Annotated in this window: 13 protein-coding genes and 2 pseudogenes; 9 read left to right on the forward strand and 6 right to left on the reverse strand. The window is 70.1% G+C overall.

Annotation, left to right across the window (positions count from 1 at the left end):
• Window positions 1-285: 285 nt before the first annotated feature.
• Complete coding sequence (locus ABD198_RS23745; protein WP_344005475.1) at window positions 286-1,626, forward strand: NsdA family TPR-like regulatory protein; 1,341 nt, start codon at window positions 286-288, stop codon at window positions 1,624-1,626.
• Here ABD198_RS23745 and ABD198_RS23750 read toward each other — a convergent pair.
• Complete coding sequence (locus ABD198_RS23750) at window positions 1,604-2,137, reverse strand: NUDIX hydrolase (protein ID WP_344005477.1); 534 nt, start codon at window positions 2,135-2,137, stop codon at window positions 1,604-1,606. The genes ABD198_RS23745 and ABD198_RS23750 overlap by 23 nt on opposite strands.
• A gap of 215 nt (window positions 2,138-2,352) precedes the next feature.
• On the opposite strand from ABD198_RS23750, the gene ABD198_RS23755 reads away from it, so the two are divergent.
• Window positions 2,353-3,297: a restriction endonuclease gene (locus tag ABD198_RS23755; RefSeq protein ID WP_344005479.1), complete on the forward strand. Its 945-nt coding sequence runs from the start codon at window positions 2,353-2,355 to the stop codon at window positions 3,295-3,297.
• A 524-nt stretch (window positions 3,298-3,821) separates the two neighbouring features.
• The gene (locus tag ABD198_RS23760) at window positions 3,822-4,145 is read left to right on the forward strand and encodes a hypothetical protein (RefSeq protein ID WP_344005481.1); all 324 of its coding nucleotides are present in this window, start codon (window positions 3,822-3,824) and stop codon (window positions 4,143-4,145) included.
• A 26-nt stretch (window positions 4,146-4,171) separates the two neighbouring features.
• Here ABD198_RS23760 and ABD198_RS23765 read toward each other — a convergent pair whose 3' ends face one another.
• From ABD198_RS23765 to ABD198_RS23775, 3 genes are all read right to left on the reverse strand, one after another.
• Window positions 4,172-4,609, reverse strand: coding sequence for a VOC family protein (locus ABD198_RS23765; RefSeq protein WP_344005483.1), 438 nt, complete (start codon window positions 4,607-4,609; stop codon window positions 4,172-4,174).
• A gap of 98 nt (window positions 4,610-4,707) precedes the next feature.
• Window positions 4,708-5,307 (reverse strand): potassium channel family protein, encoded by a 600-nt coding sequence (locus tag ABD198_RS23770; RefSeq protein WP_425580535.1) that lies wholly within the window; start codon window positions 5,305-5,307, stop codon window positions 4,708-4,710.
• A 30-nt stretch (window positions 5,308-5,337) separates the two neighbouring features.
• Entirely contained in the window at window positions 5,338-5,772 is a 435-nt protein-coding gene (locus tag ABD198_RS23775) for a DUF7144 family membrane protein (protein WP_344005485.1), read from the reverse strand.
• A 152-nt stretch (window positions 5,773-5,924) separates the two neighbouring features.
• Between ABD198_RS23775 and ABD198_RS23780 the strand changes: the two genes are divergently transcribed.
• The 6 genes and pseudogenes from ABD198_RS23780 to ABD198_RS23805 all read left to right on the forward strand — a co-directional run bounded on the left by ABD198_RS23780 (window position 5,925) and on the right by ABD198_RS23805 (window position 12,485).
• Entirely contained in the window at window positions 5,925-6,815 is an 891-nt protein-coding gene (locus tag ABD198_RS23780) for a DUF2797 domain-containing protein (RefSeq protein WP_344005487.1), read from the forward strand.
• A 50-nt stretch (window positions 6,816-6,865) separates the two neighbouring features.
• Window positions 6,866-7,828 carry an amidohydrolase family protein gene (locus tag ABD198_RS23785; RefSeq protein WP_344005489.1) on the forward strand — a complete coding sequence of 321 codons (963 nt, stop codon included), beginning with the start codon at window positions 6,866-6,868 and terminating at the stop codon, window positions 7,826-7,828.
• A gap of 273 nt (window positions 7,829-8,101) precedes the next feature.
• A pseudogene (locus tag ABD198_RS23790) lies at window positions 8,102-8,833 on the forward strand (response regulator transcription factor); the annotation flags it as partial.
• A 2-nt stretch (window positions 8,834-8,835) separates the two neighbouring features.
• Window positions 8,836-9,936: pseudogene (locus tag ABD198_RS23795) on the forward strand (mannosyltransferase YkcB-related protein); the annotation flags it as partial.
• A gap of 66 nt (window positions 9,937-10,002) precedes the next feature.
• Entirely contained in the window at window positions 10,003-11,508 is a 1,506-nt protein-coding gene (locus tag ABD198_RS23800; protein WP_344005491.1) for an MFS transporter, read from the forward strand.
• Between the two features lie 212 nt (window positions 11,509-11,720).
• The gene (locus tag ABD198_RS23805) at window positions 11,721-12,485 is read left to right on the forward strand and encodes a TetR/AcrR family transcriptional regulator (protein ID WP_344005492.1); all 765 of its coding nucleotides are present in this window, start codon (window positions 11,721-11,723) and stop codon (window positions 12,483-12,485) included.
• 59 nt (window positions 12,486-12,544) lie between these two features.
• Here ABD198_RS23805 and ABD198_RS23810 read toward each other — a convergent pair whose 3' ends face one another.
• On the reverse strand, window positions 12,545-12,808 hold the full coding sequence (locus ABD198_RS23810; RefSeq protein ID WP_344005494.1) for an STAS domain-containing protein: 264 nt from the start codon (window positions 12,806-12,808) through the stop codon (window positions 12,545-12,547).
• Between the two features lie 233 nt (window positions 12,809-13,041).
• Window positions 13,042-15,465 carry an MFS transporter gene (locus ABD198_RS23815; protein WP_486388895.1) on the reverse strand — a complete coding sequence of 808 codons (2,424 nt, stop codon included), beginning with the start codon at window positions 15,463-15,465 and terminating at the stop codon, window positions 13,042-13,044.
• Window positions 15,466-15,510 lie beyond the last annotated feature (45 nt).

The raw sequence follows: 15,510 nt of genomic DNA on the forward strand, positions 1-15,510 counted from the left end.
ACTCCCACCAGACCGCCGACCCTATGCCCCACCAGCGAAAACGCAGTCCTCACGTCCGGAAAGACAACAGCTTCTCACCCATGACGACGCCGATACGTCCCCTGGCGCTGTCCTTCGCCAGTTCACCGATGCCTGGTCTGGTCTGCTGTTTGCTCGCCATGCAAGGAGCATCGCGATCCGGAGACCGCCATCGAAAGGTCAGGCTGATTACCCAACTTGGGTAACATCGCGGCAAGTAGAGAACCAGCAACGTTGCGTAGCCCTCGCAGTGTGGGAGCTTGCCCAATGCCCGACGCCGACCGGCCGCAGGAACTGCCTGCCAGGTTGCTCACGGATCCCGAGATGATCAACGCGTGCCGGGCACGGGACTTCGCCCGAGTCTTCCGGCTGGTGAAGACCAGGGCGGGCATCTACCCGTCGATGATCGCCAGGCGGTGCGAGTTGACGCCCAGCCGAGTTGGTGAAGTCATGGCAGGCCGACGCCAGTTACTCCACATGGACGTCATTGAGCGCATCGCGGACGGCTTGCGCATCCCAGGGGACATGCTTGGGCTTGCCCGGCGGCCTTGGGAAACTCCCCAGGCTCTCGTCGTCACCGAGCGAGAGACGCCTCAGCAGCCGGAGCCGGAGAAACAGACCCCCGGCTCCTTGCCGGGTCCCGACGTGGACAGCATCCTGACGCTGGCCACCCGAACGAGCCTGAGCGCAGCAACACTCGAAGCCTTCCGGTCGTCTATCGAAGATTACTGGCGACGCGACGACCAGCACGGCGGCGAGGCTCTGAGGCCAGCCATCGTCGGCCAGCTGCGATATGTGGTCGGACTCTTGAAGGAGAGCCGACCGCCGTCCATCCAGAATGGCCTGTACGGAATCGCGGCCGAGCTGGCGCGCCTCACCGGCTGGACCTACTTCGACGCCCGCCAGTACAACCAGGCCCGCTCGTACTTCACTGAGGCCCTGCAACTGGCCAAGGAAATCGACGACCGCCAGTTCATGGCCAACGTCCTTGCCTGCATGAGCTTGCAGGCCACCTACCAGGACAAGCCCGCGGACTCCCTTGCCCTCGTGACCGCCGCCCAGGACCAAGCCCGCTCAGCCCTCGGCACCACCCCACGCGTCCTATCGATGCTGTCCATGCGCGAAGCCTTCGCCCATGCCACGCTCGGCAACCAGACGTCAACTCACCGGGCGATCGCCGAAGCCCACCGCCAGTTCGAGCAGATCCAGGCCACCGACCCGGACCCGGCATGGGTGACCTACTTCGATGAGCCGAAGCTGATCGTGGATACGGGCATCGCTCACGGCCGACTGGGGGAGGCAGCGACGGCCGAGCCCTTGATCGCGGATGCGCTGCGTCGGGAAGACCGCACCAATCAGCGTGGCCGGGCCTTTCACGCGTTCTGGTTGGCTCGCACTCAACTGGACCAAGGGAAGCTCGACCAGGCGTGCAGCACGGCCACGCAGGCTCTGGAGTCCGCTTCGGCAGTGGCCTCCGAGCGAGTGTCAGGCCACCTCAGGGAGTTCTACGACCAGTTGGCCCCATACGGGCAAGAGCCCGTAGCCCTGGCCTTCGAGGCACGGCTACGGGCGGTCCTCCCACCGGTCAGCGGATCGCTTCATCCATGAGCAGGTAGAGGAGGCCGACGAGGGATCCGCTGCTGACAATCTCCCGACGGTCGATCATGCCCCGCACCTCACTGAGGGGTATCCACTCGATGCGGTCAGACTCGTTCTTCTCCGTGGGCGGCCCGACGTAGGTCGCGCCGTTCGCGCGGAAGACATGGTGCTGCGAGTCGGTGATCCCGTTGGCCGGCTCGGCGTAAATCAGGGGCTTGATGGGGCCAGGACGCCAGCCCGTCTCTTCCAGGACTTCGCGAGCCGCTGCCTCTTCCGGGGACTCGCCCTCCTCGACCAGGCCCATGGGCAACTCCCAGGCCCAGGAATCCGTGATGAAGCGGTGCCGCCACATCATCAGCACCTCTTGGCGATCGTTGACCACGGCGGCCACGGCCAGGTGCCGCAGGCGAACGACGTGGTACTCCCACCTGCGCCCGTCAGGCTGCTGGACGTCGACCAGACACAGATTCACCCACTTGTTGGTGTAGACCTGTCGCTCACCGTGGGTCTTCCACTCCATACCTGCGGCCCCTCTCGATCGGTCTCCAGGATCTCAGACCAACAAGGCATGAGGGAGAGGCTTGAGCAACATTCACGTCAGATTGACGAAAATCCCAGTGGTGAGGCCGGTACTGCTGACTCCGTCCCGCATCAACCTTTGCCGTATGGGCTGATCAACGACTGTTTGCGCGGTACCGTGATGGGTCGGTAACGGTGCGTGTGGAGGAGGGGGCGGTGTCACAGTTCAGTGCCCGCAGTAAGGCCATCAACCCGAGCGCGTACAACGCACTGGCCGATGCGCTCTGGCTGATTTACTGGAACAAGGACCCTTTTGAGCTGTACGTCCGGGGCATGCTGCAGGAGCACAGTGAGCTGCTGGCGCAGCTGAACTTCCAGGCCACCAAGCGGGAAGTGTCAGGCCACCTAGTTAAGTTGCTGCGAGCCAATGAGGCCCGGTACCTGGACGTGACGGTTGCCCTAATGCTCGACATCGCCGCCATGGATCGGTTTCCGAACCTCGAACGACAGGTTGATGGTGCCGACAAGGTGGCTAGCGCGAAGGCTGCCGTAGCCGAATTGAAGCGATGGACAGCCAAGCAGCGTGAGGTCATCGAGGAGCACGAGGCGCACGCAGCCACCATCGCGGAGAGCGCCAAGCAGGCCCAGGACGGTCGGGCGTTCGCCCAGGCCCATGAGGAGCTGAGGCAACGGTTCATCGTCATGCACTCGGCCACCGACAAGCATCAGCGAGGCCGGGACTTCGAGGGCTTCATCAACGAGCTGTTCGGCCTGTACGACCTGGAGCCGCGGGCGTCATACAGCCTGGAGTACGAGCAGATCGATGGCGCGTTCTCCTTCGACACCGACCACTATGTGCTTGAGGCCAAGTGGTGGAAAGAGGCTATCGGTCGCCGCGAGCTGGATGTCTTCAAGTCCAACATCGAGCGCAAGGCCAAGAACACCCTCGGTCTCTACGTCAGCGTGAACGGCTTCACCTCCGATGCTTTGGCGGTCTACAGCTTCAGCACACCGTTCGTCACGATGGACGGGGGTGACTTCATGGCCGTGCTCGACCAGCGCATACGCCTGGATGAGCTGATGCGTCGTAAGAAGCGCCATGCCAGTGAGACTGGCCATTGCTTCCTCCCGGTCTCTGAAGTCTTCAAGGGGATCAACTGAGAACTCGGGGCGGTGGGTTCAGATCCCACCGCTTCCGTGTGATGGGCAGTTGGAGAGGCTCTTGACCAAGTCGGGGCGGAGGGCCCGGCGCGACGTGCGCGACGGCCGATCTCTTCGCGAACGTCTTGATCATCGCGCGCAGCAGATCGGGACTCGCCGCGGCGAGATTCTCCTCGGCGAGGGCGTGCAGGGGCAGACTGTCCGGTGCGGTCATCGTGCTGGTCTCCTTCGAAGACTTGGTCGTCTTGAGAGATCAGCCGGTGACCGTGCTCATATCCGGGCCCTCACCCCGACGCCGGACCAAACACCCGGATCAGGTGGGAACCCGTACACCACTTCCCAGGACGCAACCGCCGCCCCCGATCCTACGGATCAGAAGGTTGCAGGTTCGAATCCTGCCGAGTGCGCACAGATGAGAGGCCCCGGAGCGATCCGGGGCCTCTCGCGTTGTGCGGGGTGCGGGTGGCTGCGCCGGACGGCCGCCGCAGTCCCCCTCCGGCCTCCCAGGCCCCCAAGCTCTGATCTTGCTCAAAGGGCTATGGCAGCACCACAAGGGGCGGGGTCCCGCACCGGCCAAGAGGGACGACATCACTCTGGTGTCCGGGGTGCTGTACACGCTGGCCGCCGCGGCGATGGTGGCCGGTGCGCTGACCGCGCGCGTCGAGTGGTCCCTGTCCGCGGTCGGCACGTTCGCCCTGTTCGGCATTCTGCTGCCCGCCTTCGCCGCCAACGCGCTCATGATCATGGCGACGCGCGGCCCCGTCGAGGAGGTCACCGCTTGGCAGCGCGGTGCCGCCCGGGCCGTCGCCGCCGGCGGTGGACTGGTGTCGGTGGGGCTCGTCGGCTGAACGCCGTCGCCGGAGCCGGAGACGGCTCAGCGGAGCTGCTCGGCGAGGGCGACGATGATGCCGTCCGGGCCGCGGAGGTAGCAGAGCAGGTAGAGGTCCTCGTAGCGGGCGATCTCGCCGAGGAGCTCGGCGCCGTGCGGGCGCAGCCGGGCGACGGTGTCCTCGATGTCGTCGACGGCGAACATGATGCGGTGCGTGCCCAGCACGTTGTGCGGCTGGTCGCGCGGGCCGGTGATCAGCGCGGGGTTGCGGTACTTGGACAGCTCGATGCGGCCGTGGCCGTCCGGGGTGCGGAGCATCGCGATATCGCAGTGGACGCCGTCGAGTCCGGTGCACTGGTCGGCGAAGGTGCCCTGGATCTCTGTTCTACCCTCCAGCTCCATGCCGAGTTCCTCGAAGAACGCGATGGCGGCGTCCAGGTCCTCGACGACGATGCCGACGTTGTCCATCCGCTGGATCGCCATGCTGATCTCTCCCTCGCTCGTCCTGTGTGCGTCTCTCGGGCGGCCGGTCGCGCACTGAATCTGCCCGGGAGTCTGCCCGGTGGGGGCCGCCGGGGCACTCAGGTGTCGCCGGGAGTGTCGCCGGGCCGGGGTGGCGGGGCGTGCCGGCGGGCGGTCTCGGACGGGTGGCGGGGGGTGTGGCGCCGCACGGCCTCGCTGAGATGGCGGGACAGGGCCGTCGCCGCCGCCGTGAGGAAGATGAACGTGTAGAGGATCTGCAGGATCGTGACCAGTCGGGCGGACTGGCCGCGCGGGGTGATGTCGCCGTAGCCGATGGTCGCGAGGGTGACCAGGGTGAAGTAGATGCCGTCCAGGCGGGTCGCGAGACCGCCCGCCATCTCACCGGGTTGCTCGGCCAGGCGCTGGTAGGTGGTCGCGAAGGTCAGCACGGACAGGCACATCAGCAGGGGGATGACCAGGCCCGGGCGGGCGTTCGGCCGGTGCAGCAGGACGTGGACGATCTGCCGCAGCAGCAGCGCGGCCACCAGAGCCAGGGCGAGCCCGAAGAGGACCCAGCTGAGGACCGGGCGGCGCGGCCCCAGACGGTCCAGCGGAAGCAGGAAGTACGCGGTGACCATGGCCGTCATGCCCGCTGCCTCCAGCAGCCACGGCCACAGCGCAGTCCACACCGTCGAAGGTGGTGGTCGTCTGCCTTCCATGCGGGAGCAGAAGGGGAAGGCCGCGGGACCCTAGGCGCGGGACTCGCGGCGTGGGGCGCAAAGGGCCCAGATGATGAATCCGTCGATGACGATGAGAACGATCGACCAGACCGGGGCGTGGGGCAGCCACAGGAAGTTGGCGATCATGCTCAGTCCGGCGAGAGCCACACCCACGGCGCGGGCCCAGGCTCCCCCCTGGAACAGGGCCAGGCCGGCCAGGAACACGAGGGCTCCGAGGATCAGGTGGATCCAGCCCCAACCGGTCACGCTGAACTCGTAGGTCCAGTTCTGGGTGACGACGAAGACGTCGTCCTCGGCGATGGCGGCGATGCCCTGGAAGATCGCCATGATGCCGCCGAAGGTCATCAGGACGGCCGCGGCTCCGGTCCATCCCGTGGCCCAGGCGCTCTCCGCGGCGAAGCCGCCGCGACGATGTCCGGTACCGGTGACGTTGCTGCTGGCCATGTGCTCGCCCTCTCAGCTCTCCCCGAGTAATGGCGTTCCGATGACCAGACTTCCACTCCCGGCGGCACTCGGCATGTCGGCGACATGACGCCCGCGACGGGGTGTTTGCGGGCGCCGGAGGCTGTCGGTGGGGGCGCCTAGGCTCGTCGGTGATGGCACAGGCATGGCGTTGCTCGGGGCTCAGGTGGTCGGCGGACGGCGGTCCCGCGCTGGTGTGGGACGGCGGGCGGCGCAGTGCGCTGACCTGGGGGAAGCGGGTGGCCTTCGGGGTCGCTCCGGCCGCCGAGGGGGGTGTGCGCCGGTGCGCCGGGGCGCGGGGGCACGTCTGTCCGTCGGCGGCGGTGGTGCCGGGCCGCAGTACGGGGGCCCGGTGCGAGGAGTGCGCGCGCCTTGACCGGGCGCACTCCGTGGCAGCCGACACGCTCGCCGATGATCCCCGGCCGTACCGCGTCTATCTGGCGTGGTTCGGCCCCGGGATGACCAAGGCCGGGATCACGGCGGTGGAGCGCGGCCCGGCGCGGCTGCTGGAGCAGGGCGCCGTGTGCTTCAGCTGGCTGGGCACCGGGCCGCTGATGGCGGCGCGGCGCACCGAGGAGCTGCTGCGGGCCGCGCTGGGAGTGCCGGACCGCATCCCCTACGTCCGCAAGCGCGCCGTACGGGCCCTGCTGCCGCGGGGCGAGGAGGAACGGGCGGCGGAACTGGCCCGGCTGCACGCACGGGCGGTCGCCCTGGACGGTTGGCCCGAGTCGCTGGAGCGCGAGCCGTTCCGGCCCGTCGACCATGTCCGCGCCTTCGGGCTCGAGAGCCTGCCGCCCGCCGTGGGGGCGGTGAGCGAGCTGGTCGCCGGGGGCGCGGTGATCGGGGAGCTGGTGGCCGCCGCCGGGCCCGACCTGCACCTGGCGACCGGGGCGGGCGTCGTGGTGCTGGACACACGGTTGCTGACCGGGTGGCCTCTGCTCCCGGCGCAGGGGCGGGAACTGTCGGTGCCGGTCAGGGAGTACGGGGCGGTCGAGGACGCGGTGGTGCAGGAGGGCTTGTTCTGACGGCGACAGGGTGTGGACGCGGGGCGGGCCCAGAGGTGATCGTGGACGGCATGTGTGATCACCTCACGGCGGCGGCGACCGCGAGCGACGACCGAGCCGGAATCCATGGTCCAGGGCTGTCCGACTCCGCCCGGGCGGAGGCCCGTGATGTGCGGCGCTTCTGGGAGGGGCTGGGCCTGACCGGCCTGGTCGATGTGCACACGCACTTCATGCCGGAGCGGGTGCTGCACAAGGTGTGGGCCTACTTCGACGGTCTCGGCCCGCTGACCGGCGGCATCGAGTGGCCGATCGCCTATCGCGCCGAGGAGCGGGAACGGGCCGAGCTGCTCAGGGCGTTCGGCGTCCGGGCCTTCACCGCCATGCTCTACCCGCACAAGCCCGGGATGGCCCGCTGGCTCAACGACTGGGCGGCCGGCTTCGCCGCCCGCACGCCCGACTGCCTGCACACCGCCACCCTCTTCCCCGAGGACGGCGTGGAGGCGTATGTGCGGGAGGCCGTGGAGGCGGGGGCGCGGGTCTTCAAGGCGCATGTGCAGGTGGGCGCCTACGATCCGGCCGACCCGGCGCTGGACGGCGCCTGGGGTCTGCTCGCCGAGGCCGGCCTGCCCGTGGTGATCCACTGCGGTTCCGGTCCCGCGCCCGGCAAGCACACCGGTCCGGAGCCTGTCGCCCGCGTGCTGGCACGGCACCCCCGGCTGCGGCTGATCGTGGCGCACCTCGGCATGCCCGAGTACGAGGACTTCCTGGACCTCGCCGAGCGCTACGAGGAGGTGCGGCTGGACACCACCATGGCCTTCACCGACTTCACCGAGCGTCTGGCGCCGTTCCCCGGGCGGGCCCTGCCCCGGCTGGCCGGACTGCGCGAGAGGATCCTGCTCGGCTCCGACTTCCCCAACATCCCCTACCCCTACCTCCACCAGCTGCACGCCCTGGAGCGGCTGGGCCTCGGGGAGGCCTGGCTGCGGGCGGTGTGCCACGACAACGCCGCCCGGCTCTTCGGCATCGACGACTGAGGCCGGCCGAGAGGCCGGACGACTGCGGTCGGTCGAGAGACCGGACGACTGCGGCCGGACGCGAGGCCGGACGACTGGGGCCAGCCAAGGGGCCGGACGACTGCCGCCGGACGACAGGCCGAGAGGGAGTCCGGCCGAGAGGTCCGGATCGCGCATGTTTCACGTGAAACGTGCGGCACGCCGAGGGGCGCGGGCGCAGGGACCCGGCATTTCTCAGCGAATTCACAGATTGCCGCAAGCGTCTTCTCAGAGCGCCTCGCCAGGGTGACCGTCATGACCACGCTTTCGCCCCAGGGGCGCACCGAACTGCTGAGGCCGGACGGGAGCCCCGTCCGGGTGCTGGTGGTGGACGACGAGCAGGCGATCACCGAGCTGCTGTCCATGGCCCTGCGCTACGAGGGCTGGCAGATTCGCAGCGCGGAGAACGGCCAGGACGCCGTACGGGCCGCACGCGAGTTCCGGCCCGATGCCGTCGTCCTGGACATGATGCTGCCGGACCTGGACGGCCTCGCCGTGCTCAGCCGGCTGCGCCGTGAGCTGCCGGATGTGCCCGTGCTGTTCCTGACCGCCAAGGACGCCGTCGAGGACCGTATCGCCGGACTCACCGCGGGCGGGGACGACTACGTCACCAAGCCGTTCAGCCTGGAGGAGGTCGTCGCGCGGGTGCGCGGGCTGATCCGGCGTTCCGGAGCGGCCGACCGGCGGCCGGAGTCCGTGCTGGTGGTCGGCGACCTCACCCTCGACGAGGACAGTCACGAGGTCACCCGGGGCGGGGACAGCATCCATCTGACCGCCACCGAGTTCGAGCTGCTGCGCTACCTGATGCGCAATCCGCGGCGCGTGCTCAGCAAGGCGCAGATCCTCGACCGGGTGTGGTCCTACGACTTCGGCGGGCAGGCCAACGTCGTCGAGCTGTACATCTCGTATCTGCGCCGGAAGATCGACGCCGGGCGGGAGCCGATGATCCACACCCGGCGGGGCGCCGGTTACATGATCAAGCCCGCGCCAGCTACATGGCGGGCATCTTCCACGAGTACTACACGGTGGCCCTCGCCCCGTACCTGGCCGCCGTCGCCGGGCCGGGCGCGACCCTGCTGTGGGAGAGGCGGCGCGCCCTCTGGCCCTCGCTCACCCTCGCGGCCGCCGTCACGGCCACGGCCGCCTGGGGATACGTCCTGCTGAACCGCACGCCCGGCTACCAGCCGTGGCTGAGGTGGCTGGTGCTGGTCGGCGGGCTGCTCGCAGCCCTCGGCCTGATCTTCGCGGGCCGGGTCCGGCGGCCCGTGGCCCTCGCGGCGGCCGGCCTCGGCCTGGCGGCATCGCTGGCGGGCCCGACCGCGTACACGCTGAGCACGCTCCAGCAGGGCCACTCGGGTTCGATCGTCACGGCAGGCGCTGCGGGGTTCCGTACGGGCGGCGGCCCTGGCGGCGGTGCGGGGCCCGGCGGCGGCCCGGGCGGTGGCAACCCTGGCTGGCGGGGCTTCCCCGGCGGCGCACAGAACCAGCAAGGTCAGCTGGGCCCGCAGGGCCAGACCCCGCCCGGCGGCTTCCCCGGCGGCCCGACGGGCCGGAACGGCGGACCCCAGCAGAACGACGGCACCACGCCCCCCGACGGCGGAATGCCCGACGGCACCCCACCCGGCAACGGACCCGGAGGACGGAACGGAAGCTACGGACCCGGAGGACAGGGCGGAGGCACCCGACCCGGTGGCCGCGGCGGCGCCATGGGCGGCCTCCTCGGCGGCACCGACGTCGGCTCCGAGGCCAGGAAGCTGCTGGAGACCGACGCGGACGACTACACCTGGGCGGCGGCCGCCATCGGCGCCCAGAACGCCGCGAGTTACCAACTCGCCACCGGCGAACCCGTGATGGCCGTGGGCGGCTTCAACGGCACCGACCCCTCCCCGGCCCTCGCCCGGTTCCAGCAGTACGTCGAGGACGGCAGGATCCACTACTCCATCGCCGGCGGCGCCATGGGCGGCGGCCCTGCCATGGGCACCGAGTCCTCCACGTCCGCGCAGATCTCCGCCTGGGTGCAGCAGAACTTCGAGGAGGTGACGGCGGGCTCGGTCACCTTCTACGACCTCACCCGGAAGGCGGCCGAATGACCCGCCCCCGGCCACCGCGACCTCGTCAGCTGTACACCGTAAGGGAATTCTTATACGGTGTACAGCATGACGACGTCCCCCAACGAGCAGGCGGCCCCGCCCCAGGCGACCCCGAAGGCGCCGGGCCACTCGAAGCGCTGGCTGATCCTCGGAGTCATCTGTCTCGCGCAGCTCACCGTGCTGCTCGACAACACCGTCCTGAACGTGGCCATCCCCTCGCTCACCCGCGAGATGAACGCGGCCACCTCCGACATCCAGTGGATGATCAACGCCTACTCACTGGTGCAGTCGGGCCTGCTGCTCACCGCGGGCAGCGCCGCCGACCGCTACGGCCGCAAGAAGATGCTGATCGCCGGCCTGGCCCTGTTCGGGGCCGGCTCCCTGGTGGCCGGACTCGCCGATTCCTCCGGGCAGTTGATCGCGGCCCGTGCGGGCATGGGCGTCGGCGGCGCGCTGCTGCTGACTACCACCCTCGCCGTGGTGATGCAGATCTTCACGCCCGAGGAGCAGCCCAGGGCCATCGGCATCTGGAGCGCGGTCAACGCACTCGGCTTCGCCACCGGCCCGCTGGTCGGCGGCTTCATGCTCAACCACTTCTGGTGGGGCGCGATCTTCCTGATCAACCTGCCGGTCGCAGCCCTGGGCCTGATCGCCGTCGTCGCACTGGTCCCCGAGTCCAAGGCACCCCGCGGCGACCGCCCCGACCTGCTGGGCGCGCTGCTGTCGACGATCGGCATGGCCGCCCTGGTCTACGCGATCATCTCCGGCCCCGAGCACGGCTGGACGTCGACCCGCGTCCTGGGTACGGCGGCCGTAGCGGTGGTGGTGCTCGGCGTCTTCGCGTACTGGGAGAGCCGGATCCCGTACCCGATGCTCGACCTGCACTTCTTCACCAACCGCCGGTTCACCGGTGCGGTCGCCGGCGCCGTGCTGATCACCTTCGGCATGGGCGGGGCGCTCTTCCTGCTCACCCAGCATCTGCAGTTCGTGCTGGGCTACGGGCCGCTGGAGGCGGGCCTGCGGACCGCGCCGCTGGCGCTGACCGTGGTGGCGCTCAACTTCTCCGGCCTGGCGGCGAAGGCGGCCGCACGGCTCGGGGCGCCGCCGGCCATCGCGCTCGGCATGGCGGTGATGGCCGCGGGACTGGTGTCGATCGCCACCCTCACCGAGCACGGCTACGCCGGGACGCTGCTGGGCCTGGTGCTGATCGGGGCGGGCACCGCGGTCGGCACCCCGGTGATGGCGCACGCCATCATGAGCTCCATCCCGCCGGAGAAGGCCGGCGTCGGGGCCGGGATCAACGGCACGCTGGCGGAGTTCGGCAACGGTCTGGGCGTGGCCGTGCTGGGGGCGGTGCTCAACGCCCGCTTCGCGGCCCTGATCCCGGTGGCGGCGAGCTCGCTGCCGGCGGCGCTGGCCGCCGCGGACTCGGCGCAGGAGCGGGCACGGGTGACCGAGGCGTTCGCCTCCGGCCTGGAGAGCAGCCAGCTGGTGGGGGCGGCGGCCGTGCTGCTCGGAGGACTGGTCGCCGCGCTGTTGCTCAGGCGCGCCGAGCGGGGAGAAGGTGCCTGAGACGCCAAGGGCCTGTTGTTTGGATCAGGTCGCAGGGAGCCGACGGCGCCTGGTCAACTCCGCGTCTGCGTGCTGATCCAAACGACAGGCGCTAGCGGCCCCAGAGGTTCCGCTTACCGTGAGCCACGGGCCGACCGGGCGCGACGCGGCTCCCGGTGCGTCGGCGAGGGCGCTTAGGCTGGCCGGTGTCGAGAAGTGCAGGAAGGGTGCGCATGGCCAGAGCAGGCCGGGGGAGTTCACGGACCAGCGTCTGGCTGGAGGGCAAGCCCCGGCGGGGCCGGCGGGGGGACGGGCAGCCGTCCGGGCTGGACCGGGACCGGATCACCGCCGCCGGCGTACGGCTGCTGGACGCCGAGGGGCTGGCCAAGTTCTCCATGCGCCGGCTCGCGGCCGAGCTGAACGTGACCGCGATGTCCCTCTACTGGTACGTCGACACCAAGGACGACCTGCTGGAGCTCGCCCTGGACCAGGTGTTCGGCGAGCTCGCCCTCCCCGACCCGGAGGCCGGTGAGGACTGGCGCGACCAGTTGCGTGCACTGGCGCGGGAGTACCGCTCGATGCTGGTGCGCCACCCCTGGGTGTCGCCGCTGGCCGGGAGCTTCCTCAACATCGGGCCCAACTCGCTGTCCTTCTCCCGGGTGGTCCAGCAGGTGATCGGCAAGACCGGGCTGCCCGTAAACCGCCGCACCGGGGCGATCGCCGCCGTCTTCCAGTTCGTGTACGGCTACGGCACCATCGAGGGCCACTTCCTCGCCCGGGTCGCCGAGACGGGGATGACCCCGGACGAGTATCACGAGCACGCGCTGAGCGCGGCGACCCGGGCGCCGGACGCCGCTGAGGTCATGGAGGAGTCCACGAAGATCATGAAGGCGCGGGGCGGCGACACTGTCGAGGAGATGCTGGAGCGCGACTTCGCCTTCGCCCTGGACCTGATGATCGCCGGCATCGAGACGATGGTTGCCCGGGAAAACCCCTGATCCGGCGACGGCTCTTAGCGGTCCACCGGCCGCCGGCCCCGACCGGCCCTGAACCGGCACTACCCCCTCCCCGTCCCCGGCACCCAGGCCCGCAGCGCGTCCCGCGCGTTGTCGTACACGGGCACGTCCCGGCGCAGGCGGGTCAGTTCCAGGACCCGGCCCGCGGTGCTGTCCGGGCGGGCCACCACATGGACGCGGGTGTCCGGGTGCAACTGCTTGCTGAGGTCGCCGATGAGCCGGACGCCCTGGGAGTCCATGAAGCCGGTGCCGGTGAAGTCGAGGACCAGCACCCGGGGGCGGCCGGCGCCCAGCGGACCGCGCACAGCACGAGGGCGAGCACCTCGGAGGCGTTGCCGAAGTCGATCTCGGGAGGCAGCGGCAGCAGCAGGCGGCCGGGGGGATCGTGCGCAGCACGGAGTCGGGGCGGGACGGACACGGTACTCACCTGGCAGACATTCGTCCGGATACCGGCAAGGCCGTTCCTCACCCGTTTCATCCATTGCACCACGCCCGCACCCCGCGGGGAAGCGCTCGCCCGGTGACCCACCTCATCCGGCTACTCGCCGGGGTGGGCGAGCTCGATGTCGTGGCCGTCGACGCCCTGCCCGGCGACCGTGAGGGCCGTCGCCACGGGCGGGTAGCCGGTCGCGATCACGGTGTACTCGCCGGCGTCCAGGTCGGTGAAGGCGTACGCCCCGTCCGAGCCGGTGGTCGCCGTGCCGACGACGTTGCCCGCCCCGTCGACGAGCGTCACGCGGGCGTCGGCCAGCGGACCGTGCGGCGCCCGCACGACCCCCTGGACGCGGGCCCCCGCCTCCAGGCCGACCTCGATCCGGGTGATCCCGGTGCCGCCCACCTCCACGGGCAGGGCGCGCGGCCGGAACCCTTCGGCGTTGACCGCCACCGTCACCGTGCCCGGCACCAGTTCGGCGAGCGCGAACTCGCCCTGCTCACCGGTGGTGGCGGTGGCCAGCAGATCCCCGCGCACATCGGTCACCACGACCATCGCGTCCTTCACCGGCAGCCCGCCGTCCGCGGTGCGCACCACCCCGGTCAGCCCGCTGGTGCCGCTGAGCAGCACGTCGCAGGAGACCGGCTCGTCGTTCACCACGAGAGTGGAGGCCTGCGGCTGGTAGCCGTCGGCGGAGGCGATCAGCACGTACGAGCCCGCGCCCGGCGCGTCCAGCGCGTAGGCCCCGTCGGCCTGCGCGACCGACCGCCCCAGCTGCCGGCCCGCCGGCGAGATCAGCGTGACCGCGGCCCCCGGCACGGCCGCACCCCCGCCCCCGCGCACCACACCGCGCACCGGGACACCGGAGATGGAGGCTCCCGCCTCCCCGCCCGCCGAGGCAACGGCGACGGGCTGCTGCTGCGGAGCCTCGCCCCCCGCGGGCTCAGCCCCCACCACAGCCGGAACCGGCTCCTCGCCCTTCTCCTGCTCCTTCTGCTCCTTCTCCTCCTCGGCGGCCTGCGCCAGCGCGCCCGAGGTCTTCAGCGGGACCTCCTTGATGAACAGGGTCACCAGGAAGGCGAGGAAGGCGATCGGCGCGACGTACAGGAAGATGTCGGCGATGCCGTGCCCGTAGGCGCTCTCCAGCCACTCGCGGATGCCGTGCGGCAGCAGGTCCATGTCCGGGATCGAGCCCCCGCCGGACACCTGGGCGGCGGCCGCCTGCTCCTTCGGGCTCAGCTGCCCGATGGTGTCCTCGGCGTAGTGGCTGATCCGGGTGGCCATCACGGAGCCCAGCACCGAGACGCCCACCGCACCGCCGAGCGACCGGAAGAAGGTCACCACGGAGGAGGCGGCGCCCAGGTCGGTCGGGGCCACCTGGTTCTGGGTGCACAGCACCAGGTTCTGCATCATCATGCCGACGCCGAGACCCAGCAGCGCCATGAAGAGCGCGATGTGCCAGTACGGGGTGTCGTAGCGCATGGTGCTCAGCAGGCCCAGGCCCGCCGTCAGCAGCGCGCCGCCCGCCAGCAGCCAGGACTTCCAGCGGCCGGTCTTGGTGATGATCAGGCCGGAGACCGTGGACGAGACGAACAGGCCGCCGATCATCGGGATGGTCATGACGCCGGACATGGTCGGCGACTTGCCCCGGGCCAGCTGGAAGTACTGGCTGAAATAGACGGTGCCGGCGAACATCGCGATGCCGACGAACAGCGAGGCCAGCGAGGCCAGCGTGATGGTGCGGTTGCGGAACAGCCGCAGCGGAATGATCGGCTCGCTCGCCCTGGTCTCCACCAGCAGGAAGACCAGCGTCAGCAGCACAGAACCACCGACCATGACCCCGGTCTGCCAGGACATCCACGCGTACTTGTCGTCGGCGAAGGTCACCCAGATCAGCAGCAGGCAGACCGCGGCGGTGATGAAGAAGGCACCGGCCCAGTCGACCTTCACCTCGCGCCTGACCAGCGGCAGCTTCAGCGTCTTCTGCAGCACGAGCAGCGCGATCACGGCGAAGGGCACACCGACGTACAGGCACCAGCGCCAGCCCAGCCAGCTGGTGTCGGTGATGACACCGCCGAGCAGCGGGCCGCCGACGGTGGCGACGGCGAAGGTCGCGCCCAGGTAGCCCGAGTAACGGCCGCGCTCCCGCGGGGAGATCATCGCGGCCATGATGATCTGCGCCAGGGCGGCCAGACCGCCGGCGCCCAGGCCCTGGATGGCGCGGGCGCCGATGAGCATGCCCGGGTTCTGCGCCAGGCCGGCCACGACGGAGCCGATCACGAAGATGACCAGGGCTATCTGGACCAGCGCCTTCTTGCTGACCAGGTCGGCCATCTTGCCCCACAGCGGGGTGGCCGCCGTCATCGCCAGCAGCGAGGAGGTGACCACCCAGGTGTAGGCGCTCTGGCCGCCGCCGAGGTCGGAGACGATCTCCGGCAGGGCGTTGGTGACGATGGTGGAGGACAGGATCGCGGCGAACATGCCGAGCAGCAGGCCGGACAGAGCCTCCATGATCTGCCGGTGCGTCATCGGAGCAGTGCTGTCGGAGGAGCCTCCCCCGTGCTTGGCATGAGC

The organism is Streptomyces thermocarboxydovorans (assembly GCF_039524635.1).
Classification (GTDB): domain Bacteria; phylum Actinomycetota; class Actinomycetes; order Streptomycetales; family Streptomycetaceae; genus Streptomyces; species Streptomyces thermocarboxydovorans.